A 22,853-nucleotide genomic window follows, 5' to 3' on the forward strand; every position below is an offset into this window, starting at 1 on the left:
CATTATAGTAATCATTATCAAATGTATTTATAGGAAAATTTATGGAAATCAATCCGTACCAAGAACAAATCAAAGACTTATCCGAGCGTGGACAGGACCTTCGGAGGTATCTTTGACTTTGATGGTAAGCAAGAGCGCTTAGAAGAAGTCAATTTAGAACTAGAAAACCCTGAGCTGTGGAATAATCCTGAGCGCGCGACTGCCATTAATAAAGAAAAAAGCCTTTTAGATGGCGTCATCGATGTGGTCGTATCACTTGAGACCATTTTAGAAGACGCGTCTGCTATGCTAGATTTAGCCGTAGAAGAGAGCGATGAAACCCTGCTCGAAGAGGTACAAGCAGAATTAAACAATGCTGAAAAACGCGTGGCTGACTTAGAGTTCCGCCGGATGTTTAGCGGTGAGATGGATCCCAACAATTGCTACTTAGATATTCAATCAGGTAGTGGTGGCACCGAAGCACAAGATTGGGCAGAGATGCTATTACGTATGTATACGCGCTGGGCTGAGGCACATGACTTTAAAGTTGAAGTGATTGAGATTTCATCGGGCGGCGTCGCGGGTATCAAATCGGCAACGATTGCCATCAAAGGCGATTACGCCTTTGGCTGGTTACGTACCGAGATTGGTGTACATCGCTTAGTTCGTAAGTCACCGTTTGATAGTAATAATGGCCGTCATACCTCGTTTGCCGCTGTTTTTATCTCGCCTGAAATTGATGATGATATCGAAATCGACATCAATCCAGCCGATTTGCGCATTGATACTTACCGCTCATCGGGCGCAGGTGGTCAGCATGTGAACACTACGGACTCTGCGGTGCGTATCACTCATGAACCATCGGGTGTCGTCGTTACCTGTCAAAATGAGCGTAGTCAGCATGGCAACAAAGCGACAGCAATGAAAATGCTGCGCGCCAAGCTGTATGAGCTGGAAATGCAAAAACGCATGGAGTCGCAACAAGCGGTGGAAGATGGTAAATCTGACGTCGGTTGGGGCAGTCAAATCCGCTCATACGTGCTTGATGACTCACGTATTAAAGACTTGCGTACTGGCGTTGAAACTTTTAATACTGGCGCGGTACTCGATGGCGATTTAGACCAGTTTATTGAAGCCAGCCTAAAAGCGGGACTATAAAGCCAGAACTTAACGGTTAATACTAATCATAAAATTTCAAGGAAAAAACGATGCTAAGCGTTAATAACTATTTCGATAATAAAGTGACTTCTATTGCCTTTCAAACGGCAACTAAGCCAGCTACCGTTGGGGTTATGGAAATCGGCGACTATGAGTTCGGTACCAGTGAATTTGAGACCATGACTGTAGTTAGCGGCGCACTAACGGTTAAGTTGCCTGAAAGTGATGAATGGCAAACTTTTGATGCCGGTCAACAATTTACCGTTGAGGCCAATAAAAAATTCAACGTTAAAGTGGAAATAGAAACTGCTTATTTATGCGTATATGGTAAATAGAATCTTAAACTAAAGTCCAATGATAAAAAACGCCAAGTGTTCTGTGCTTGGCGTTTTTTTATGGTTGCTAATTCTTAATAGCTACTAACAACTGGTATTTGTTAAAAACTATTCACAGCTTAGACTACATTAGCCATTATAAATCTTTGCGGTATTGCATCATATCAGTTTCAGTTGCAATATTTTTATACAGAGCTCGAGCTGGCGTATTGCCTTCTTGCGTATGCCAATAAACACGATTACAGCCTTTTTTAGCAGCAAATTCGTATACATACTCAATCAATGCACGTCCTACACCTTTTCCACGTACAGACTCATTGACATACAAGTCTTCTAAATAACAACACTCAGTTGTATTCCAAGTATTGGGATGTAGCACTACATGAGTCATGCCTACTAGCACATCATTATTCCACGCGCCAAATCCATAAATAGATACTTTGTCATCGATTAAATTGTGCCATGTTGCGTTTGTGGTTTCCAATGGCAAGCTAGTGTTATAAAAGGTGAGATAGCTTTGCCATAGACGTAACCAAGCTTCGTAATTGGCGCTGGAGAGGGGCGCTATTTTTATTGAAGTTTTGTTTTTCATAGTATATTCGGCTTAAAGGTGGATATAGAAGAAATTGAAGCAATCAGGTTTAAAATTAACTGGCTTTTATCTGTCATCTCACTGGTGTTTAAACCCCTTATATTTTACACAGCCTTACACATTGTAGCTGGCAAATAAACAGCAAAAACAATGAGTTTTAATTATCCTAAATATATATCTAAAATTGTTGATAATTTAAAGCTAAGGTGAATATTTCATGATTAATAAAAATACCAGCAGTGACGACTTGCGCCACGATTATGAACAGTTAGCACAGCGTGCCAATTTACGCTATGTGAGCGACGATGAACCCGGCTACGAGCGTAGACGACACGGACGTGGGTTTACTTATCGTGATACGACTGGCAAGACGGTTAAAGATAAAATTTTACGTCAGCGCTTTGACGCTTTAGTAATTCCACCGATGTGGTCGGAAGTATGGATATGCCAAGATGATAGTGGGCATCTACAATCAACAGGGCGTGACGATAAAGCACGTAAGCAGTATCTGTACCATGCGCTGTGGGACAATGTACGCGACCAAGCCAAATTTGATGCCATGATAGGCTTTGCAGAAGCGCTACCAAACCTGCGCGCTCAGGTTGAGCAGGATTTGGATGCCGCGCCTTTATCACGCACTAATGTTCTTGCGGCTGTGGTTAAATTGCTGGAAACCACTTTAATTCGTATCGGTAATAGTCGTTATGCCAAGCTGAATAAAAGCTATGGACTCAGCACCCTCCGCAGTAAGCATGTTAGTCGAACTGATGATGGCTTAGCCTTTGATTTTGTTGGTAAAAGTGCAAAAACCCATCATATTGAACTGCAAGATGAGCGCTTAATTGACATTATACAAGCGTGCTCAGAGCTGCCCGGTTATCAGATTTTTAAATATTTAGATGAACAAGGTCATAAACAAATTGTAGACAGCTCGGATATTAACAACTATCTGCGAGAGCATACTTGCGATAAGAATGGTAGCAACGGCAGTAATTTATACAGCGCCAAGGACTTTCGCACATGGATGGCAAGTGTCCTCGCTGCCAGTTATTTATACGATGAGCTGCAAACGCCAGCAGGAAGCGAGACATTAGCCAGCGCGGCGGACAGTAAGGAGCGCTACTCATTGGTGACAGAAATAGTCAAAAACGTCGCTGACGAGCTGGGCAATACGCCCGCTGTTTGTCGTTCTTCTTATATTCACCCTATTATTATTCAACAGTTCTTAGCGGGTCAGTTTTTTGAGCGTTATAAACAAGCTCGGCGTGGACGCACTAAGAAATATCAGCGCGCTGAGGAAAAAGCGCTGCTTGGGTTTTTAAGAGCTTTATAAGAATAAGTTTGCATGGAGTCATTCTTATTAATAAGTTTTATAAGCTTAACTTATAAAATTTGAGTTGAAATTTCACTAATAGTGCCATATATAAATGATAGATTACGGTGAGCACTGTTTAATAAAAGAGTTACTTAATAAAAGTGCTACTGTACATATTAACTCATACTAATTATAAAAGGACACAAACATGAGATTCGATAAATTTACTCAAAAACTGCAATCTGCTATTCAAGAAGCACAGAGTTTGGCATTAGGACGCGATCATACGGGTATTGATCCAGTACACTTGCTTGCGGTTTTGCTACAAGATGAATCGAATTTGTCTATTTGTCAGCAGGCAGGCGCCTCTATTCCTGCACTAAAAAATGGCGTTGCTAAAGCACTTGATAATCAAGCAACTATTAGCGAGCCAACAGGTGAGGTCAATCTAAACCCGAACTCAGTGAAGATTCTTAACCTTGCCGATCGCCAAGCACAAAAAGAAAGCGATGATTTTATCGCGACTGAATGGGTAATGTTAGCTTTAGCTGAACAAGGTGAGACCAAAAAAATATTTGAAAGTGCTGGCGTGACTGCTGCTAAGCTAAAAGCGGTCATTGAACAGCTACGCGGTGATGAAACCGTTAATAACCAAAATGCTGAAGACCAGCGTGATGCGCTAAATAAATACACCATTAACCTGACTGAACAAGCAGAACTTGGCAAACTTGACCCAGTGATTGGTCGTGACGAAGAGATACGCCGTACCATTCAAGTGCTCTCACGCCGTACCAAAAATAACCCGGTGCTCATTGGTGAGCCAGGTGTTGGTAAAACGGCGATTGTTGAAGGCCTAGCGCAAAAAATCATCAATGGCGATGTGCCAGAAGGGTTGCGCCGTAAAGAAGTGTTGTCATTAGATTTAGGTGCTTTGATTGCGGGCGCAAAATTCCGTGGTGAGTTTGAAGAGCGTCTAAAAGCGGTACTCAGCGATTTATCAAAGCAAGAAGGCAACGTTATCTTATTTATTGATGAGCTGCATACCTTAGTGGGTGCGGGTAAAGCAGACGGTGCGATGGATGCCGGTAATATGCTCAAGCCAGCCCTTGCGCGTGGAGAGCTGCACTGTGTCGGCGCAACGACTTTAGATGAATATCGTCAATATATTGAAAAAGATGCCGCCCTTGAGCGTCGCTTCCAAAAGGTACTGGTCGATGAGCCCACGGTTGAAGATACCATTGCGATTTTACGTGGTCTCAAAGAGCGTTATGAGCTCCATCATGCTGTCAGTATTCAAGATAGCGCTATTATTGCTGCGGCGCGCATGAGCCATCGTTATATTACCGATCGCAAGCTCCCCGACAAAGCGATTGATTTAATTGATGAAGCCGCCAGTCGTTTACGGATGGAGATGGACAGCAAACCTGAATCACTAGGAAAGCTTGATAGCCGCTTGATTCAGCTGAAAATGGAGCGTGAAGCACTCAAAGGTGAGGAAGATGCTGGCGCTAAAGCCGAAACTAAATTACTAGATGCGCAAATAGAAGAGATAGAAAGAGAGATCGCAGACTTAACTGAAATTTGGCAAGCAGAAAAAGCACTGGTTGAAGGTAGTAAGCAGCATAAAGAAGACTTGGAAAAAGCACGTATTCAGCTAGAAAAAGTGACTCGAGAAGGTGATATTGCTGAGATGTCACGTTTGAAATATGGCGTCATTCCTGAGCTTGAAAAACAAATTGCTAAGCTTGATTTAGCAGAGCAAAAAGAGCAAAACGGTGAGCCTATTGAAATCAAGCTGCTGCGTACTAAAGTCACCGATAACGAAATTGCTGAAGTCGTCAGCGCTGCTACGGGTATTCCAGTTAATAGAATGATGCAGGGTGAGCGTGATAAATTATTGGCGATGGAAGACCAATTGCATGAGCGCGTTATTGGCCAAGATGAAGCGGTAGAAGCCGTTGCCAATGCGGTACGCCGTAGCCGCGCTGGCTTGTCAGATCCCAACCGTCCTTCTGGGTCATTTTTATTCTTAGGGCCTACAGGGGTAGGTAAAACGGAGCTGACTAAATCTTTGGCCAACTTCTTGTTCGATAGTGAAGACTCGCTAGTGCGTATCGATATGAGTGAGTATATGGAGAAACACAGCGTTAGTCGCTTAGTGGGCGCGCCTCCCGGTTATGTTGGCTATGAAGAAGGCGGTGCGCTGACAGAAGCCGTACGTCGTAAGCCGTATAGCGTTGTATTATTTGATGAAGTTGAAAAAGCGCATCCAGATGTGTTTAATATTTTATTACAAGTACTGGATGATGGACGCTTGACTGATTCCCAAGGTCGAGTCGTTGATTTTAAAAATACCGTTATCATTATGACCAGTAACTTGGGCTCGCATAAAATCCAAGAGATGGTTGGCGAGAGCTATGAGGATATTAAAGCGGAAGTGATGGATTCAGTTGGTGAGCATTTCCGTCCAGAGTTCGTCAATCGTATTGATGAGATTGTGGTCTTCCATGCACTCGGTCAAGCACAAATGGCAGGTATCGCTGATATCCAAATGGAACGCTTGCGTAGTCGTTTGCAAGAGCGTGAACTAGATATTACCTTATCTGATGCTGCGATGAATCAGCTGGTAGAAGTAGGCTATGACCCTGTATATGGTGCGCGTCCGCTAAAACGTGCTATTCAGCAAGAGATTGAAAATCCACTCTCATTAAAATTACTGGCTGGTGATTTTGTCGCCGGTGATATCATCAAAGTCGATGTTGGTACTGACCATAAACTGACCTTTGATAAGCTTAGAATGAGCTAAAGACAAGTTTTCCATTGTAATCACACTACCAAACTCGACCCCGCATTTGACTCAGCAAGTGCGGGTTTTTTTGAGAGTTATTATTTACATTTAAAATACTAGCCTAAATAATGATTGAGAAATAATGAGCGTTTTTAAATTATATATCTTCCTTGTTAAGTCTTTTGTACTATACAACTGGGCAAATAAGGTAATAAGTTTGAGGCTCATACTATAGAGATAAAGACATTGTTTTTATCAAGTTTTATTTTGTAAAAATTGATAATTAAGGGTCAATTTGTTAAGGTGATGCTCCTTATATTATGAGAGCAAAGAATGGATGAGGTAAAAGTAGGCCGATTGGGCCCTTTTCCACGGGTGAGTAAACCTGTGTTTATTGTATCGATGGTATTAATCGTCGGATTTATTATTTTTGGAACTTTCTTTACCGAAACTGCGGGCCTGCTATTTAGTTTTTTACAAAAATTTATTACCCATAAGTTTGGTTGGATGTTTGTTATCCTAGTCAATGCGGCATTATTACTCTGTATCTATCTGGCCATGAGCCGCTATGGTGACATTCGTTTGGGTGCTCAAACTGAGACACCGCAATACAGCTTGTTCTCATGGATTAGCATGTTGTTCTCTGCTGGTATCGGCATTGGGCTGCTGTATTGGGGAACTGCAGAGCCGATACAACATTTTATGGCACCACCACTTGGGGAAGCTGAAACCGTCGCTGCTGCTAAGCAAGCGATGAATCTATCATTCCTGCATTGGGGTTTGCATGCTTGGGCGCTGTATACTATCGTCGCTTTGGCCTTGGCTTATTTTCACTTTCGCCGTGGCCTACCATTATCTATTCGCTCAACCCTATATCCACTATTAGGTAAGAAGATTTATGGTCCATGGGGACATACCGTTGATATCTTAGCCGTATTTGGCACGATGTTTGGGGTAGTAACGTCACTGGGTCTTGGGGTGATGCAGATCAACTCGGGTCTGACTAGTTTGTTCGATATTCCCAATAATATTACCATACAGTTTATGCTGATTGCTTTTGTCACTGCGATGGCAGCATTGTCAGTTATGATGGGATTGGATAAAGGGGTTAAGCGTTTAAGTGAAATCAATATTGCCCTAACTCTTATCATGTTGATATTTATGGTCGTGCTGGGACCAACCTTATTTATTTTTAACAGTTATATTGAAAATATCGGTAATTATGTCTCAGGAATTGCTACTTTAGGCACATGGGGCGAGTCGTATAGTGGTACAGATTGGCAAAGCGCTTGGACGATATTCTATTGGGCATGGTGGGTCAGTTGGTCGCCATTCGTTGGGATATTTATTGCGCGTATCAGCCGTGGTCGTACCATTAGAGAGTTTACGCTTGGCGTACTCCTTATACCTATGATGATTTTGTTTTTTTGGTTCACCACTTTTGGCGGTGTTGCTATTAATATGGAGTTATTGGCGGGCGCTGATCCTAGTATGGTTAGCCCTGGACTCATTGAAGCAGTACAAGCTGATACTGGTAGCGCTATCTTCAAACTGATTGAGTATTATCCACTGGCTAAGCCCATCACCTTGCTAATTGTAGTAATGATTATGCTATGGTTTGTGACCTCGTCAGATTCAGCCAGTCTGGTTGTCGATATGTTGACGGCGGGCGGCGATACTAATCCACCGAAGATTCAGCGTCTATTTTGGGCAACGACACAAGGTTTAATTGCCGCAATATTACTTGCAGCTGGTGGGCTGTCTGCACTACAAGCGGCTGCTATTATTGCGGGTTTGCCGTTTGCGTTGGTTATTTTTGTGATGATGTATGCGCTATTACGCGGATTAAGTCGAGATCGATTGATTCTCTATCGGGCGCAGCAGTACTTTATCACTGAGGAGTCGGCGGATCACAACTCGGCCAATGAGTTCGTCGATGAGCATTTGTTAACAGGGCCACCGAAGATTGTCAAAGGTGACTAAAAAAAGCCGGTTACTAGGCAGATCCTTTTTGATGTTATGTGTGCCAAGGAACTGTTTACTAAAATATAACAATTAAATTACTGCAATACTATGCCCTAAGGTAGAACGCTGCCTCAGGGCTTTTGCGTTTTCAACGTCATAAGGCGTCTGCTAAGATTTGATAGTTATTAACTATCTTGTTAAGGTAGGCCCTTCAAAAAATTGAGACTACTTATGGATCATGTGAAAGTTGGGCGCTTAGGACCCTTTCCACGCGTCAGTAAACCTGTTTTTTTATCTTCAGCCCTGTTAATTCTTGCCTTTATTATCTTTGGCGCTTTTTTTAATGAGTTGGCAAATGAAGTATTTGGTCAAGCAAAAGAGTTCCTTTCTGTGCGCTTTGGCTGGTTCTTTATTGTGGTGGTTAATTTAGCATTGGTCATGAGTATTTACTTAATATTTAGTAGATACGGTGATATTCGATTGGGGCATCAGACAGAGAAACCGGAATACAAACTAATTTCTTGGATTGGTATGCTGTTCTCAGCCGGTATCGGTATTGGATTGCTCTATTGGGGTACTGCAGAGCCGCTACAACATTTTATGGCGCCACCACTCGGCGAGCCGGAAACCATTGCTTCTGCTAAGCAAGCAATGAATATTTCTTTCTTACATTATGGTCTGCACGTGTGGGCAATCTATGGCATGGTAGCCTTATCATTAGCCTATTTTCATTATCGCCGTGGTCTGCCGTTGGCTATTCGCTCGACCTTGTATCCTCTGATTGGTAAAAAAATCTACGGTCCATGGGGTCACATGGTTGATACTTTGGCTGTATTTGGTACGATGTTTGGGGTGGTCACCACGTTAGGTCTTGGGGTATTACAGATTAATTCTGGCCTCGAAACCTTATTTGGTATTCCGAACACCATTACCGTACAAATTATTTTGATTGTCTTTATTACCATGCTGGCAGGTCTTTCATTATTTTTGGGATTGGATAAAGGTATCAAGCGTTTAAGCGATATCAATATTTTCCTCACCTTTATACTGTTAAGCTTTGTGATTATCTTGGGCCCAACGCAGTTTATTTTTAATAGCTTTGTTGAAAATATCGGTAATTATTTACATCAGGTTATTCCATTAGGTCTTTGGACTGAATCTTATGCTGGTGTGGACAAATGGCAGTCGTCATGGACGATTTTCTATTGGGCATGGTGGATTAGCTGGTCGCCATTCGTTGGGGTGTTTGTCGCTCGTATTTCTCGTGGTCGTACTATTCGCGAGTTTATATTAGGTGTATTATTAATTCCTATTACTATTTTATTTTTATGGTTTACAGCCTTTGGTGGTTCAGCAGTACATCTGGAGTTACTAGCGGCTGCTGACCCTAATTTGGCTAGCCCAGGTCTTATTGAGGCGGTGCAGGCTGATTATGGTAGTGCTATCTTTAAGTTAATGGAGCTATATCCGCTAACTCAGCCCGTAACGCTATTAATTATTGTGATGATTGTGCTTTGGTTTGTGACCTCATCAGATTCGGCTAGCTTTGTGATTGATATGCTAACCTCAGGTGGTGATGCCAACCCACCAAAGATTCAGCGTCTATTTTGGGCAGGTACTGAAGGTGTTATTGCGGCGGTATTGTTGGCAGCAGGGGGCTTAGGGGCGTTGCAAGCGGCATCCATTGTCTCAGGCTTCCCATTTGCTATTGTGATAGTCGTGATGCTGTATTCACTACTGCGCGGCCTAAGTCGAGATCGCTTGATTCTATATCGCAATCAGCAATGGTTTATCACTGAGGAATCAGCAGAGCATAACTCCGCTAATGAGTTCGTCGATGAGCATCTGTTAACAGGGCCGCCTAAAATTAAAGACCCTAGTGAATAGATAATCAATAAATTTTCAATAATAAAAAGACCCCAGCTTATTAGGCTGGGGTTTTTGTGTGAGGTTGTATATCTCATTTATTTGTCGTCAACCAAATATTATTAAGGAAATAGTGTTCTGACATGAGAATATCGGTCATATACATTGCCCTTTCACATAACCTACCGCCGATGTGGTGCCGCATGCAGAGCACGCATTGCCTGCAGTTCGGTAGCTGATAGTTGCCCCATTGTTCACGGTAACGCAGACCGGATCATATTGTGCAGTACACATGGTTTGTTCAGGATTATAAGGCGGACATCTGGTAAAATTTTTATCGCTAGAGGTTTGCTGATTAGTAGTGGGTGTATGAATAGGAGTGGTATCGGGTGCATTAATGCTTGGCATATTACTACAGCCGGTTAGAGTGATCGCAAGCGACAATCCTAGTAATGAAAAGCTCGACCGCCACAAGGTTGAATAGTTTTTAGTAAACATAAGATATCCTTATTTATCAAAGTCATAACGTCCTGTTAGAAGCAGAGGTAAACTCTAATCATACCGCATTGGTGAGATTATAAAAGACTACACCGTACGATAGTTATCTTATTGGCACAATAAAAACCCCCAGTCCAATAATAGACTAGGGGTTTTGCTTTTTAACAGAGTAAATACGCTCTAAAGACGCTATTTAAATAAAAAGTAACGGTTATTGAGCAGGTTTGTCATCTTTATTTAGTTGTACGTATTGATCAAAATTCTGCGCATAGTCCGTTAAGTTGTCACTGAGCATTTGGCGGTATTGCTTCACATAAAATTCAACGATATCGTCTTTTTCTTTAGCGAAGTCGTCTCCTTTTACAAAACCAATTGAGGCGACAGAGGCACTATAGCGGGCGGCAGCATACAGTAAAGAGGCACCGACTTGGCCTGAATGCGCATCAGAACCCAACTGGCTATTAGCCATCCCAATAATAGCATCGGCGCGTTGATAAAAGCCTTGCATTTCAGGGGTAATCTCAACGTTTGCTTCAACAGCTGCATTGTTTTTGTCATTAAGGCTTGCAAGGTTATCTTCAGACATAAGCTATTCCTATTAAGGGTAAGGGTAAGGTAGGTGGATTTATAAAGTGGTTTGTTAAAACTAAGTATCACAACTATGTATCACAATCATGTATTGAAATATTGTATTGAAGTAATAGTAACGCTTAAAGGTAGAAACACTAATATAAAAGTGTAACTTAGATATATGAACAATAAATAAAAGCCGGACTTCTATTTAAGCATTATGCTGCTATGAAGTGCGGCTTTTATTTGTTGCTCACTAGCGTTTATAGCTATTCATTATAATAGCTAATTTTAGTTACAGACCAGCGTCCGCTTTTAGGATTTCTGCTTTATCTGTTTTTTCCCACGTAAAAGCAGTGTCAGAGCCTGGACGACCAAAATGTCCAAAGCTGGCAGTTTGTTGATACATGGGCTGTAATAGATTAAGCATGCGGGTAAGTCCATAAGGGCGCAGATCAAAATGCTTACGAATCAGGCGAATAATTTCTTCGTGGCTAATTTTGCTGGTACCAAAAGTATTGACCGAAATTGAGGTCGGTTCAGCCACACCAATGGCATAGCTGATTTGGACTTCACAACGATCCGCAATACCTGCCGCGACAAGGTTCTTGGCAACATAACGTACGGCGTAAGCGGCGCTACGGTCAACTTTAGAAGGATCCTTACCACTGAATGCACCGCCGCCATGACGTGCCATACCGCCATAAGTATCCACGATAATTTTACGACCAGTAAGTCCGGCGTCTCCTACAGGGCCGCCAATGACAAACTTACCCGTTGGATTAATATGGTAGCGCGTTCCAGCATGTAATAATTCGGCTGGCAAAACATGCTTGATGATAGTTTCCATTACCGCTTCTTGTAAATCGGCTTGCGAGATACTAGGATCATGTTGCGTAGATAATACGACGGCATCGATAGCAGTTGGGCGGTTGCCGTCATATTTAAGGGTAACTTGGGCTTTAGCGTCGGGACGTAACCACGGCAGCTCACCAGCACGGCGCAGTTGCGATTGACGCTCCATTAAGCGGTGCGCATATTCAATTGGCGCTGGCATGAGAACGTCGGTTTCATTACTGGCATAACCAAACATGAGGCCTTGGTCACCAGCACCTTGCTCTTCAGGGTCAGCACGGTCCACACCTTGGGCAATTTCAGGAGATTGCTTACCCAGCATATTGATGACGGCGCAAGTCTCGCCATCAAAGCCTAAGTCTGAATGGTGGTAGCCAATGCCATTGACCGTATCACGGACAATGCGTTCAAAGTCGATGTTGGCGGTGGTTGTAATTTCACCGGCTAATACTACGGCACCTGTTTTGACTAAAGTTTCGCAGGCAACACGTGCGTTCAAGTCTTCACGTAAAATAGCATCGAGAATGGCATCTGAGATTTGATCAGCCATTTTATCAGGATGGCCTTCGCTTACGGATTCTGAGGTAAATAAACTGTATTCACGCATAATGGGGTCGCTTAATTGAATCAATAAAAGTAGGAAAAAGCATAACGTCTGAGCGCCGCTTTAATTAATATCGGCCGTGCAATTATTTACGCGGCAGGTAATTGGTATTGTTTAATTTGTTTACTGTTCTGCATAATTAGAAGCTAATAAGTATATTGTTAAGTTTCTGTGGTTTTAACGCAGGGCAATCGTGATAAAACTAACGCTCAGCTACCGTTATTTATACGGTTATCACCTTATCAATATCGTATTTATGGCTAAGACATCTTAACGTAAAATAGCCTTATTCTACCTTGAAAAGTCGCAAAACTCTAGTGAGCAGGGCTTAAGCTATTATAAGTAATACTCAATAAGGTGTTTGTTATAGTCAAACTTAACCAATAATTCGCTAGTAATTATATTGCTACAAAGGCGGCTTTGTCCTTGAACATACACTCGTTATACACCGGACATGCGCCGCATTTGGGCGTGCGCGCCTGACAAGTATAGCGACCATGCAAAATTAAATAATGGTGAGCATCCAGCATAAACTCCTCTGGAATACGCTCTACCAGTTTTTGCTCAACAATTAATACGTTTTTGCCCGTTGCCAGTCCTGTACGATTGCCTACTCGAAAGATATGAGTATCAACTGCCATAGTGGGTTGCCCAAAGGCTGTATTTAATACCACATTAGCCGTCTTACGGCCAACACCCGCTAGCGACTCTAAGTCTTGACGGTTATCAGGGACAGTACTGTCAAAGTTATCGATTAAAGCTTGGCAAGTTTTGATAACATTTTTAGCTTTAGCATTATATAGGCCAATATTTTTAATATACGCTTTAAGTGCTTCCTCACCTAATGCCAAAATGGACTCAGGCGTATTGGCAACTGGATATAGCTGCTTAGTGGCAATATTAACGCTGATATCGGTTGCTTGGGCTGAAAGTATCACGGCAATGAGCAATTCAAAGTTACTTTTATAATGCAGCTCAGTAACTGGCTCATCAATCGTGGCCGCTAGCTTTTCAAAAAAGGGGTGTACATCACGATTGGGCATGCGCCGTGATGGTGGGGTATCGGCAGTTTTATGTTTGACAGTTTTACTCATGGCATTTTGGCTATCGTTGTTAGCTAAATTTTTAAGTTGTTTTTGTTTTAAGTCAGCATGTTTTAAAAAGTTGTAGGTCGTTAAAAATAGAAGAGAGTCGTTTATAACACTATGTTTTTTCCAAGCTAATTCAACTTTATAGTTGCGCAAGTTCTGCTTGCAGCGTCTCAAGTTCCGCTTGTTTTACTGAATTTTCACGTACGCTTAGCTGTTTCTCTAATCTCTTAATTTTACTACGCAGTTTCGCTGCAGCGATGGTATCTTTTGCTTGTTGCTCAGAGATGTCGAGCATTTGGCTGGTGGCGTTATTCAATTTGGCCTCGACCATACTGACTACCGGCTTTGCATTGCTGCTGTCTGCAAGCTGCTCAGTAACGCGTTTGAGGTGAGTATGATAACGCTGACGCAGATCGTCTTGTTCTTGCTCGCGCTCAGATATTGTTAGCTCGCGCTCAATAATGACTAAGTCGATACAGTCAACTGGGCAGGGCGCTATACATAGCTCACAGCCCGTACACAAATCGGTAAAAATAGTGTGCATATGTTTACCGGTGCCAACAATCGCATCGACTGGACAAGCAGGAATACATTTGGTGCAGCCAATACAATCATCTTCACGGATAATTGCACGGACTTCTTGAGGGCGCTGCGAGGTGTTGTCTATTGACCATTTTGAAGGAGCAGCAATGAGGCGCTCTTTATCATGACTGATACTGTCACTCAAATTAACTAAGGCATTCGGAGCAATAATCTGCGCAATGGCATCTGTCACAGGCTGTCCACCGGGCACACATTTATTATAAGGTTCACCATCCATAACGATAGCTGCAGCGTAAGGCAAGCAACCGTCTGGATGATCACAAAGACCACATTGGGTTTGCGGCAGACACGCATCAATGCGCGCAATTTGTTGCTGTACGTCAATAGGTAAGGTGTCAAGCGCTAACGTATCAAATAATATTGGCAGATTAGTTAAACGAGCATGTGTAGTGGCGCGTGCGGTGGTATGTACAGTACTGGGCATGTAATTACTGGCCTTAACATCAGTCAAAATAGGCTGGTATAAAAAAGTGAACATATCAAGTGTTCATTATAATAGCAACAAACATTAATAAAAGTTAAACGTTATAACGAATGCCTAAAGACAAACGCCTTGCTCATGCAAAATCTGGGCGATTAAATCATAAGCAATACTGCCCTTAAATGGTATCTTTGGCAAGTTTGAGATATCAAAAAATTCAGCATGCGATAGCTCATCTTTTTGTACCAAAATATCTCCGCCCGCATAAGTTGCCCGGAAGCCTAGCATTAAGTTAGAGGGAAATGGCCACGGCTGGCTACTCACATAGCGAATATCGGTTAAGCTAATGCTAACCTCTTCAGCTACTTCCCGTACCACAGCATGCTCCAAGCTTTCACCAACTTCCACAAAGCCTGCAATCAGCCCATATTGTAGAGGCGCGCTTTGTGTGCCATAACGATGATGATGCGCCAGTAAAATCTGCATCTCACCTGTTAAAGGATTGGGTCGAGTAATAGCAGTGATAACACACGGCTGCACGCGTGGATACTGGCGCAGGCGACATACTGCGCAGACCATCGAGCGCTCAGCAAATTGAGCACTGCTGACCGGCGCACTACAGCGGCTACAGAACTGCGTATCAGCTTGCCAGCGTAGCAGTTGTATCGCTTGGCTCAGTTGCGCGGCTAAGGCAACGGGCAAGTGGGTTATTAACTGACGGTATGAAATAAATACCGCACTGTCTACATTAGCTGAACTGTCTAAATTTGTTGTTATCTTAGGAAGGGCAATATTATTATTGATAGCATAATTATGAGTAATTGCCCTAGTGGCAGGTGCTGTTTTATTCTTTAGGGTATTCTCTAACGTACTTTCTAAAGTGTTTTCAGCAGTTTCTAAATCTTTGTCTGAGCAGTCGCTGGGTCCTAGACTCTCAGCAAGTTCGACACAGCCAAGCTGATAGGCATTAATAACATCAATACTATCGGCAGCAACATTAGGAGCAGTGCTATGCGTGCTCTCAACGCTTATATTAGGAATATTCGTAGAAGTGAATTTTGGGGTGGCAGAAACGCTTGGCTGCGGTAACTTAACTTGTATTGGCCACCAACCATCAGGGGTATGGCAACATAAGACAGTTTCGGTATCAAATACAAAAGCAGTAGTCATAACACAATCCAAAGCAGGCAGCAGCGTGCATGCTTACTGTCTATAAGTTTAATTAGGTGAGCGTTATCAATGATTCATTTGAACGCAATTTGGATGGTAATTATCATTTAAACAACTATCCATTAATAAAGAGTTGTTTAAATGATTTTATTAAATATTAAGCGGCTAATAATTGGCTTAAACTTTGCTGAGCAAGGTCTAGTGTACGCTTACTTACTGGACGATTGTGCTCAAAGCCATTCAAGCGATAGTCTACTGACATCATAATATCAGCCATATGGGCGAGAATTTGCTCGTCAATAGGATAATCTACAGTCAAGCGCTGCTCTAGATAATTGGCCAATTGGCTTAACATGCTGGCCGAGATGGTCATTTGTAAGAAACGTACTGCACCGGAAACTTGGCGCATCATCTCTGGAATGTTTTGAATGTTGAGCACATCGCGATTGGCATCGGCTAAATAGTCGTTTAGCGCCTGTTCAGCACTGGCAATAGTGGTACGACTTTCTTGAATCAAAGTATCATAAGCCGTATCGAGCTGATGTAAAGAAATATCTTTATTATTCAGCGGTAGTTTTACAATCCCTGGTGTATGCATTTTTGCCATAGCGATGGTCGCATTTTCCGCACTCATCAACGCGAGTAGTAGATGGTCAAAGTCATTTGGAGTCGGGGTTTGCCATTTTGCTACCGCTTCTCCTGCAGTATGCAGCGCCGTGGCTGCTGTACTTAATCCTAGTAAGCGTAGGGTTGAGCTCAGCTCGACCAGCTCATCGGCTATTTGCGAAGTTTGTAGGGCTAATGGATTCAGCGAACCGCCACGTGCGTAACTGTCAACTTTTTCTTTGATCGTGTAGATTTGAGCTTGAATTAAGTCATTTAACGTGTCTGTCACCTGACGGTTAGGGCCGAATAAAAAACGCTTCAGCTGTTCACGCTGCGGTCCATCTAATCGGTTAACAGCATATTGCGCGCGGATACTATGCGCTTGTTGCCCATCACGCTGACAGGCCAAACTAACCAATTCGGCAAATTTGGCGTCCATTATAGGTAAGTAATTATGAAACTGCTGCTCTAAATAAACCAGCGTATGTTTTTGGCTGAGACTTAACGGTAAAATCGCCTCAATATCGGTAACTGCTGCTGAAGCTGCTTGCCAAAATAATCTGCTAGAGTGAGCAGCAATCAGTTCACATGCAGCGCTCATAGCAACCAATTTCTGCTTATCCTCAGCAGAGATTGCCCCATTTTTATGCGTGAGCGCTACTGAAAAACCACTGCGAAAGGCATTGGTCATTAGCTTGGTATCAAGGTTCAACTCGCTTAATGGCTGAAAGTTTTGCTCAGGGTTGGCGATAATGACGCTACCCGTACCAAAGTCAGCAAAATAGTCCTCGGCAATATTCGTCTGCGACCCGTACCGATTTAATTTATTAATAATCGGTAGCAGTAACGTCGGCTCGACTGTTTCAGTCAACAGTACAAACTCAATATAGCGGTCAAGGGTCATGATCGCCTCCGACAAGTCCATAATCAGCGCCGTATTATTATTATCGCCGCTGTTATAGAGCTGTTGTAAGCCATGTACAATAGCAGAACTTAACACTTGCCCGCCACCAAGAGAGATGAGCTCAAAGATACGAGACAATTGGGTTAAGACACCAATAGAGTCTAATAATAATGGCGCTTGTTCTTTATCATCATTAAATTCGCTTAAGTGCGTCTCTGTATCTTTTAGGGTGACTATAATTTCATCATGTAATAAATGTAATGAGGGCAAGTCGAAGTTAGTGATACTCAAAGTAGGGGTGGTTAACGTGACTTGTTCAGACTGGCTCATAATAATTTATCCATAATATGCTGATAATATAAGTTATTTATAATCATAAAGGCGGAGTTTATACCACCGTTTTTTATAAGAAACACATTCAAATTAAGTTTATATTTTTTAATGAAATTTGTAATACTTATCAGTCCCTGACTTTCAGTGCGTAACCTTGTTTTTAAGCTCTGGATATTCATCTACCAAGCTTGCAAACCAGCTTTGATTGGCGGTGCTGTCGGTAGTGGATTCCAATAATAACGCTGCAAGATCGGCAAAACGGGCATGAGTTGTGCGTCCGCTGTCAGAGTGACTGTCTTCTTCAATTGCTAAAGACACCTGACCACCGGTCATCGCTAAATAAACCTCAGCTAAAATTTCTGAGTCCAATAAAGCGCCGTGAAAGGTACGGTCTTGCTTGCCCACATTTAATCGGCGTACTAGCGCATCAAGGGTGTTTTTCTGCCCAGGATATTGCTGCTTTGCCATTATTAAAGAGTCGGTAACCTGAACTCGTTGGGCAAAATCTGTCATCCCTACTTTGTTAAATTCCATATTCAAAAAGCCCATATCAAATGAGGCATTATGGGCAATGATTTCTGCGCCATCCATAAACTCATATAAAGGTTGAGCGATTTGATCAAAGGTTGGCTTATCGGTTAAAAACGCCTCAGAGATACCATGAATACGGATGACCACCTCATCCATCCCACGTAGTGGATTAATATAAACATGAAGCTTTTCGCCGGTAAATTTGCGGTCGATCATCTCTACAATACCGACTTCGATAACGCGGTCGCCTTTAAGCGGGTCGAGTCCTGTAGTTTCGGTATCCATGATTAGCTGTCGATTGGCTTCATGGCGATGAATAGGCTTGGGTAATAATGGGCGAAAATACGGATTGGCGCGGCTGGTATCGCCATCAAATTGTGGCAAGTCCTCTGACGTATTGGATGCACTGCTATCTGTGGTCAAGCTATCTACTGTCATCGTATGAGCACTCGTCTGTTTTATGGCGTTATTCAACTTGGCACTTGGTTGACTGAAAGGCAGTTCTACTAAAATGTCGTCATGAGCGTGCACCGGAAAATCATAAACTGACTCATCATCCATCATATTTAAACCGAGTGGGTCATCCAGAAGCCAGTCGCTATGATTTACTATGGGGTTATTATCAGACATTATGTGCTCTTTTTTTTTAGTCATAGGGTCATTCGTAGCAACGGATGAATAATTATTATTGCTTAATGAGTTATCGCTACTAGAAGTAACGCCGAGGTTAGCCAACTCGTCCGCTTTTTCATTACCAGCGTGACCAGCATGCCCTTTTACCCAGTACCAGTCAACATCGCGTGCTCGGCAAAGCGCATCAAGCTGCTGCCATAAGTCTTGATTGGCAACTGGTTTTTTACTGGCCGTCTTCCAGCCTCTTTTTTTCCAACCGTCAATCCACTCGGTAATGCCTTTTTTGACATAACTTGAGTCTGTCCAAATTTCAAGTTTTAGTTCGCGCGGACTGTGCTTGAGCGCTTGAATTGCACCCATCAGCTCCATGCGATTGTTGGTGGTTTCCTTGTCACCGCCATATAAATCTTGCGTTTGCCCATCGCTAAATATTAGGTGCGCGCCCCAACCACCCGCACCGGGGTTGCCTTTACAAGCGCCATCGGTATAAGCCACCGTGGTGTTCGTTTTAGCGGCAAGCGGATTAACAGTGGTGTTTTTTGCGGTTTGTGCTGACGGAATAAAGGTGTCTGACATAAAAACTCATTGGCTTAATAAAGGGCTCGATGGGGAGTAAACAGGCGCTCTTTTCAGAGCAGGGTTCAAACGTTATTATAGTGTTTAAATGATACAGAGTTTACTGTGCGTGATTATAACAAATCTGCTGCAATCATGGGCATTCTCACTATATAAATAAAACTGCAAAATCACATATCAAAATAGCAGTGCCCTAATTTTCTGTTAAAATAACAGTGATAGTAAAATATTTTAACGCATTCATGCAGGATGATCTTATGATGAGCAGACGCACAGACATTATTAGTAAAAAGCTATCCATTCTCGCGGTCAGTATTACCGCTTGCAGTGCGTTATTTTTGGTGGGTTGTGACAGTAGCGATAACAATAAATCGACTACGACAGCAGATAGTAACATTACTGCCACCAAGCCCGATTTATCTATATTTGAAGGATGCTATACCGTCAGTAATGACGAGCCCGCCCAAATCAAAGTCAGTGAGCAAAATGGCGCATGGGTCATGCAGATGAAAGAGCCTGCCAGCGCCAATCGTGTTTGGGATACGCCTGAGCCGTTAGAGGTTCTTGATAACAGCGATATTTCTAAATACTTCTCTATTGATCCTGATAATGTCGATGCGGTCATTGGGCGTCCTGATAGAGTACTGGTGATGGCCCATGTCAAACCAGTTTATGCCAATATTGATCCGCTACTCGATAGTGAATACTTATCTTATATTTATAAAGGGGCAAACACCATTTATCGGGTAGAGTGCGATGAGGTAAACACCGACATTTTAGCCAATCCGCACGCTAATATTAAGATTGATAATGTACGCAATACTAAAGAACTTTAATATCTGAAATTGTTAGGCAGTAAAGGGCAAATAGTAAGCGGGTAGTTAATCCGCAGTTAATTAATAACAGCATGGTCAAATGATATGAATTTTTTCAGTTATGTGGTGTTAGGTGGGTTCTCTTATGCAGCGGGTTGGGCGATACGCACTTATGTATTGGACAAACAAGTGGCGCCCGCGCAGCCTTACAATCTAAAGCATCCGGCTATTTTGGGATACTTAGGTGGGTTTTTTATTATTATGCTGATTGTTTCTTGGATGATAGGGCGTTATTTGCTGGGTCATGTGACCCTTGATTTGCCTTTTATTCTGATGAATAGCGCTGTGGCGACCTTTGTCTATTCATTTGGGCTTAATCCAGAAAAAGTGCGTTATGATGTCCCAGACTAGCTTGTAACATGACTCAATTATTTTAAGATAAACATGCTGTTTTAAAATAACGACACTTTTCATTAGGATTAAATTTCAAGCTTAAATTATTTTGTCAAACTGCTTTTTATACAGCGCAGTTTTTAAGCTTCTTTGTCTATAGTGCTAGATTCTGTAGAAGATTGGACATTTTTCCACGCTTGATACTTTAGCAAATCTTTTTCGACCATTTTTAAACAGAAGCCGATAACGATAGCATCATCAATATAGCCAATGACTGGGATGAAGTCTGGAATGATATCTATAGGGTTTAGAATATAGAGTAAACCTAAGACCACGGCTGATATGGTTTTATAAGGAATGTCACGGTAATTACCTTGAGAGTAATCCTTAACCAAGCTTATGAATAGCGTCACGTCAGTGGTAAAGCGCTCAAGATGGGTACTCTCTTTTAGCTTTTCTCTCAGTCTTTCTTCTTCTTCAAGAATGTGCGCAAAATCGGCTTCCAGTAGTTTTTTCTCTCGTACGTTGTTCTGCATCCTTTCTTTGACATCATTCATTTTATCGTTATAAAGCATGTTGTTGCTAAGATTAGTATCGTCTTTCTTTTTATCCGTCATTATCATTATTCCTTATTGTTGATTAATTATCGAGTCTATACTATAGCAAGCATAGCGGCATACCAAACGTCATTATCTTTTATTTGTTGTACGTCGGTAGCCGAAGCTAGTTAATGTGCAGACAATAATTATATTTTATGCGATCGAAGAGTTCACATTTAATAAAGGCTTTACTATTGTATTTGCAGTTGAGTAAGCGATGCTGTAAAAGTTCTCATGATAGGTTTTTTTAAGGCAATGACCTAAAAGCAGTGATTTAAAAGTAATAATTTAAAAGTAATAATTTAAAAGTAATAATTTAAAAGTAATGGTGCAACATGCGAGCAATTAAACAGAGGTTACAGCAACCTTTGACAGATAAAACCGTAAATTCTGCTTTCAGCCGTCGGAAGTTCTTAACCAAAATTGGGACAGGGGCGGGTTTGTTGGTGGCGCAAAGTATGACACAGGCGTTGGCCACTACAAAAGAGAGTGCGGTCGCCAACACACGCTTTACTAAAGACGATTTACCCATGTCATCGAGTAACGATAGTTATGTATTACCGACTATACCACCCACACTAAAGTGCGCGATACCTACTATTGAGACCCGTCTGTTTGCCAGCTCCAATGTCGGCAGCAATGACGCGCGCAACCAATTGGCATTACAGCGCTTGGCTTGTGCTGGTTTTAAGGTGGCGAACCCTACTATCGTTAGTCGCCAGTATCTGCGCTTTGCTGGTACAGATGGCCAGCGGGCGAGTGATTTACAAAATATTGCGACCGGTGCTATTGCGGCGCCAAAACTATTGCTTGGTGTACGTGGTGGCTATGGCGCAATGCGTTTGCTGCCACTGATTGATTGGCAGACATTAGGTCGTATTATGCAAGAGCGTGGTACGATACTGGCCGGCTTTAGTGATGTCACGGCCATTCAATGTGCCCTGCTTGCAAAAGGGGGGATGAGCTCGCTTGCTGCACCCATGCTGTATAGCGAGTTTGGGAAAACCAAGCCGGATGACGTTAGCTGCCGTCAGTTTGTGGCAGCATTAAGCAATCCTAATTTGAATATCAGTGTTCAAAGTGTGGACTTAACCAGTAAGCAGTTACCAATTATTCTAGCAGACGATGAAGCTCAAACACTGAACGGAACAATTTGGGGTGGTAATTTAAGCGTGGTCTCAGCGCTAGCAGGCAGTCCGTACCTGCCGCGTATTAATGGTGGCATCGTATTCTTAGAAGATGTCGGCGAGCAGCCTTATCGTATTGAGCGCATGCTGTATAACTTGTACTTGTCAGGTGTTTTTAAAGGCCAACAAGCCATCGTATTTGGTGCACTGTCAGGTACGGGTGAGGACAGTTACGATGCGCGTTATGATGTGGCAACCGTTATCCGTCAATTGCATAAGCTGACCGGCTTGCCCATCTACAGCGGCATGAGTTTCGGTCATATTGAACGTAAGCACAGCTTCCCATTAGGGGCTCAATGTCAAATTAGTCTAAATATGCAAGGTGGGTATACATTAAGTTTCACAGATTATCCGACTATTCAGGCAAACACTATCAATAGTGCAGGATTGTGGCAGACAGGATAGCTAAAAAATAAGCAGTACAAAAAATACCGTTAACAATGAGCTGTTAACGGTATTTTTTGTA

18 protein-coding genes and 1 pseudogene are annotated in these 22,853 nt (G+C 42.4%); 9 read left to right on the forward strand and 10 right to left on the reverse strand.

Annotated features, from left to right (window positions below):
- The first annotated feature begins 41 nt into the window (after positions 1–41).
- Together prfB and ppnP are read left to right on the forward strand one after the other, a co-directional pair.
- A protein-coding gene (gene prfB / locus ES754_RS01190; RefSeq protein WP_147221319.1) for a peptide chain release factor 2 occupies positions 42–1,137 on the forward strand; the annotation gives its coding sequence in 2 pieces (ribosomal slippage) (positions 42–113 and positions 115–1,137; 1,095 coding nt in all).
- A gap of 50 nt (positions 1,138–1,187) precedes the next feature.
- Entirely contained in the window at positions 1,188–1,472 is a 285-nt protein-coding gene (gene ppnP, locus ES754_RS01195) for a pyrimidine/purine nucleoside phosphorylase (protein WP_147221321.1), read from the forward strand.
- 136 nt (positions 1,473–1,608) lie between these two features.
- Here ppnP and ES754_RS01200 read toward each other — a convergent pair whose 3' ends face one another.
- Positions 1,609–2,064 carry a GNAT family N-acetyltransferase gene (locus ES754_RS01200; RefSeq protein ID WP_147221323.1) on the reverse strand — a complete coding sequence of 152 codons (456 nt, stop codon included), beginning with the start codon at positions 2,062–2,064 and terminating at the stop codon, positions 1,609–1,611.
- Positions 2,065–2,281: 217 nt separating this feature from the next.
- On the opposite strand from ES754_RS01200, the gene ES754_RS01205 reads away from it, so the two are divergent.
- The 4 genes from ES754_RS01205 (at position 2,282) to ES754_RS01220 (ending at position 10,019) form a co-directional block, all read left to right on the forward strand.
- Positions 2,282–3,397 carry a DNA topoisomerase IB gene (locus ES754_RS01205; RefSeq protein WP_147221325.1) on the forward strand — a complete coding sequence of 372 codons (1,116 nt, stop codon included), beginning with the start codon at positions 2,282–2,284 and terminating at the stop codon, positions 3,395–3,397.
- A 190-nt stretch (positions 3,398–3,587) separates the two neighbouring features.
- A complete protein-coding gene (clpB, locus tag ES754_RS01210) occupies positions 3,588–6,185 on the forward strand; it encodes an ATP-dependent chaperone ClpB (RefSeq protein WP_147221326.1) in 2,598 nt (865 codons plus the stop codon).
- A gap of 315 nt (positions 6,186–6,500) precedes the next feature.
- Positions 6,501–8,150, forward strand: a complete 1,650-nt coding sequence (locus ES754_RS01215; RefSeq protein ID WP_147221329.1) for a BCCT family transporter — start codon at positions 6,501–6,503, stop codon at positions 8,148–8,150.
- Between the two features lie 213 nt (positions 8,151–8,363).
- Positions 8,364–10,019, forward strand: coding sequence for a BCCT family transporter (locus ES754_RS01220; RefSeq protein ID WP_147221331.1), 1,656 nt, complete (start codon positions 8,364–8,366; stop codon positions 10,017–10,019).
- A 135-nt stretch (positions 10,020–10,154) separates the two neighbouring features.
- Here the strand turns inward: ES754_RS01220 and ES754_RS01225 are convergent, their stop codons facing one another.
- From ES754_RS01225 to dnaQ, 8 genes are all read right to left on the reverse strand, one after another.
- Complete coding sequence (locus ES754_RS01225) at positions 10,155–10,496, reverse strand: hypothetical protein (protein ID WP_147221333.1); 342 nt, start codon at positions 10,494–10,496, stop codon at positions 10,155–10,157.
- Positions 10,497–10,707: 211 nt separating this feature from the next.
- Complete coding sequence (locus ES754_RS01230) at positions 10,708–11,004, reverse strand: DUF3144 domain-containing protein (protein ID WP_227677984.1); 297 nt, start codon at positions 11,002–11,004, stop codon at positions 10,708–10,710.
- Between the two features lie 357 nt (positions 11,005–11,361).
- The gene (metK, locus tag ES754_RS01235) at positions 11,362–12,528 is read right to left on the reverse strand and encodes a methionine adenosyltransferase (protein ID WP_147221337.1); all 1,167 of its coding nucleotides are present in this window, start codon (positions 12,526–12,528) and stop codon (positions 11,362–11,364) included.
- Positions 12,529–12,923: 395 nt separating this feature from the next.
- On the reverse strand, positions 12,924–13,619 hold the full coding sequence (gene nth / locus ES754_RS01240; RefSeq protein ID WP_147221339.1) for an endonuclease III: 696 nt from the start codon (positions 13,617–13,619) through the stop codon (positions 12,924–12,926).
- A gap of 136 nt (positions 13,620–13,755) precedes the next feature.
- Positions 13,756–14,643: an RnfABCDGE type electron transport complex subunit B gene (locus ES754_RS01245; RefSeq protein ID WP_147223161.1), complete on the reverse strand. Its 888-nt coding sequence runs from the start codon at positions 14,641–14,643 to the stop codon at positions 13,756–13,758.
- Between the two features lie 114 nt (positions 14,644–14,757).
- Positions 14,758–15,810, reverse strand: coding sequence for an NAD(+) diphosphatase (nudC, locus tag ES754_RS01250; RefSeq protein ID WP_147221341.1), 1,053 nt, complete (start codon positions 15,808–15,810; stop codon positions 14,758–14,760).
- A 157-nt stretch (positions 15,811–15,967) separates the two neighbouring features.
- Complete coding sequence (locus ES754_RS01255) at positions 15,968–17,650, reverse strand: hypothetical protein (protein WP_147221343.1); 1,683 nt, start codon at positions 17,648–17,650, stop codon at positions 15,968–15,970.
- Positions 17,651–17,794: 144 nt separating this feature from the next.
- Positions 17,795–19,393, reverse strand: coding sequence for a DNA polymerase III subunit epsilon (gene dnaQ, locus ES754_RS01260; protein ID WP_147221345.1), 1,599 nt, complete (start codon positions 19,391–19,393; stop codon positions 17,795–17,797).
- 257 nt (positions 19,394–19,650) lie between these two features.
- On the opposite strand from dnaQ, the gene ES754_RS01265 reads away from it, so the two are divergent.
- On the forward strand, positions 19,651–20,229 hold the full coding sequence (locus tag ES754_RS01265) for a hypothetical protein (RefSeq protein WP_147221347.1): 579 nt from the start codon (positions 19,651–19,653) through the stop codon (positions 20,227–20,229).
- A gap of 84 nt (positions 20,230–20,313) precedes the next feature.
- A complete protein-coding gene (locus ES754_RS01270; RefSeq protein WP_147221348.1) occupies positions 20,314–20,619 on the forward strand; it encodes a hypothetical protein in 306 nt (101 codons plus the stop codon).
- 235 nt (positions 20,620–20,854) lie between these two features.
- Here ES754_RS01270 and ES754_RS12445 read toward each other — a convergent pair.
- A pseudogene (locus ES754_RS12445) lies at positions 20,855–20,951 on the reverse strand (YkvA family protein); the annotation flags it as partial.
- A 584-nt stretch (positions 20,952–21,535) separates the two neighbouring features.
- On the opposite strand from ES754_RS12445, the gene ES754_RS01280 reads away from it, so the two are divergent.
- On the forward strand, positions 21,536–22,792 hold the full coding sequence (locus tag ES754_RS01280) for an LD-carboxypeptidase (RefSeq protein ID WP_147221350.1): 1,257 nt from the start codon (positions 21,536–21,538) through the stop codon (positions 22,790–22,792).
- Positions 22,793–22,853: the final 61 nt, after the last annotated feature.

This window comes from Psychrobacter frigidicola (assembly GCF_007997305.1).
GTDB classification, from domain to species: Bacteria; Pseudomonadota; Gammaproteobacteria; order Pseudomonadales; family Moraxellaceae; genus Psychrobacter; species Psychrobacter frigidicola.

Coding starts and splice junctions, on each gene's coding strand:
- nudC (WP_147221341.1), bottom strand. CDS start 15,810: ATGACTACTGCTTTTGTATTTGATACCGAAACTGTCTTATGTTGCCAT.
- ES754_RS01200 (WP_147221323.1), bottom strand. CDS start 2,064: ATGAAAAACAAAACTTCAATAAAAATAGCGCCCCTCTCCAGCGCCAAT.
- nth (WP_147221339.1), bottom strand. CDS start 13,619: ATGAGTAAAACTGTCAAACATAAAACTGCCGATACCCCACCATCACGG.
- ES754_RS01215 (WP_147221329.1), top strand. CDS start 6,501: ATGGATGAGGTAAAAGTAGGCCGATTGGGCCCTTTTCCACGGGTGAGT.
- ES754_RS01270 (WP_147221348.1), top strand. CDS start 20,314: ATGAATTTTTTCAGTTATGTGGTGTTAGGTGGGTTCTCTTATGCAGCG.
- metK (WP_147221337.1), bottom strand. CDS start 12,528: ATGCGTGAATACAGTTTATTTACCTCAGAATCCGTAAGCGAAGGCCAT.
- ES754_RS01220 (WP_147221331.1), top strand. CDS start 8,364: ATGGATCATGTGAAAGTTGGGCGCTTAGGACCCTTTCCACGCGTCAGT.
- dnaQ (WP_147221345.1), bottom strand. CDS start 19,393: ATGTCAGACACCTTTATTCCGTCAGCACAAACCGCAAAAAACACCACT.
- ES754_RS01205 (WP_147221325.1), top strand. CDS start 2,282: ATGATTAATAAAAATACCAGCAGTGACGACTTGCGCCACGATTATGAA.
- ES754_RS01225 (WP_147221333.1), bottom strand. CDS start 10,496: ATGTTTACTAAAAACTATTCAACCTTGTGGCGGTCGAGCTTTTCATTA.
- ppnP (WP_147221321.1), top strand. CDS start 1,188: ATGCTAAGCGTTAATAACTATTTCGATAATAAAGTGACTTCTATTGCC.
- clpB (WP_147221326.1), top strand. CDS start 3,588: ATGAGATTCGATAAATTTACTCAAAAACTGCAATCTGCTATTCAAGAA.
- ES754_RS01255 (WP_147221343.1), bottom strand. CDS start 17,650: ATGAGCCAGTCTGAACAAGTCACGTTAACCACCCCTACTTTGAGTATC.
- ES754_RS01230 (WP_227677984.1), bottom strand. CDS start 11,004: ATGCAAGGCTTTTATCAACGCGCCGATGCTATTATTGGGATGGCTAAT.
- ES754_RS01280 (WP_147221350.1), top strand. CDS start 21,536: ATGCGAGCAATTAAACAGAGGTTACAGCAACCTTTGACAGATAAAACC.
- ES754_RS01245 (WP_147223161.1), bottom strand. CDS start 14,643: ATGCCCAGTACTGTACATACCACCGCACGCGCCACTACACATGCTCGT.
- ES754_RS01265 (WP_147221347.1), top strand. CDS start 19,651: ATGATGAGCAGACGCACAGACATTATTAGTAAAAAGCTATCCATTCTC.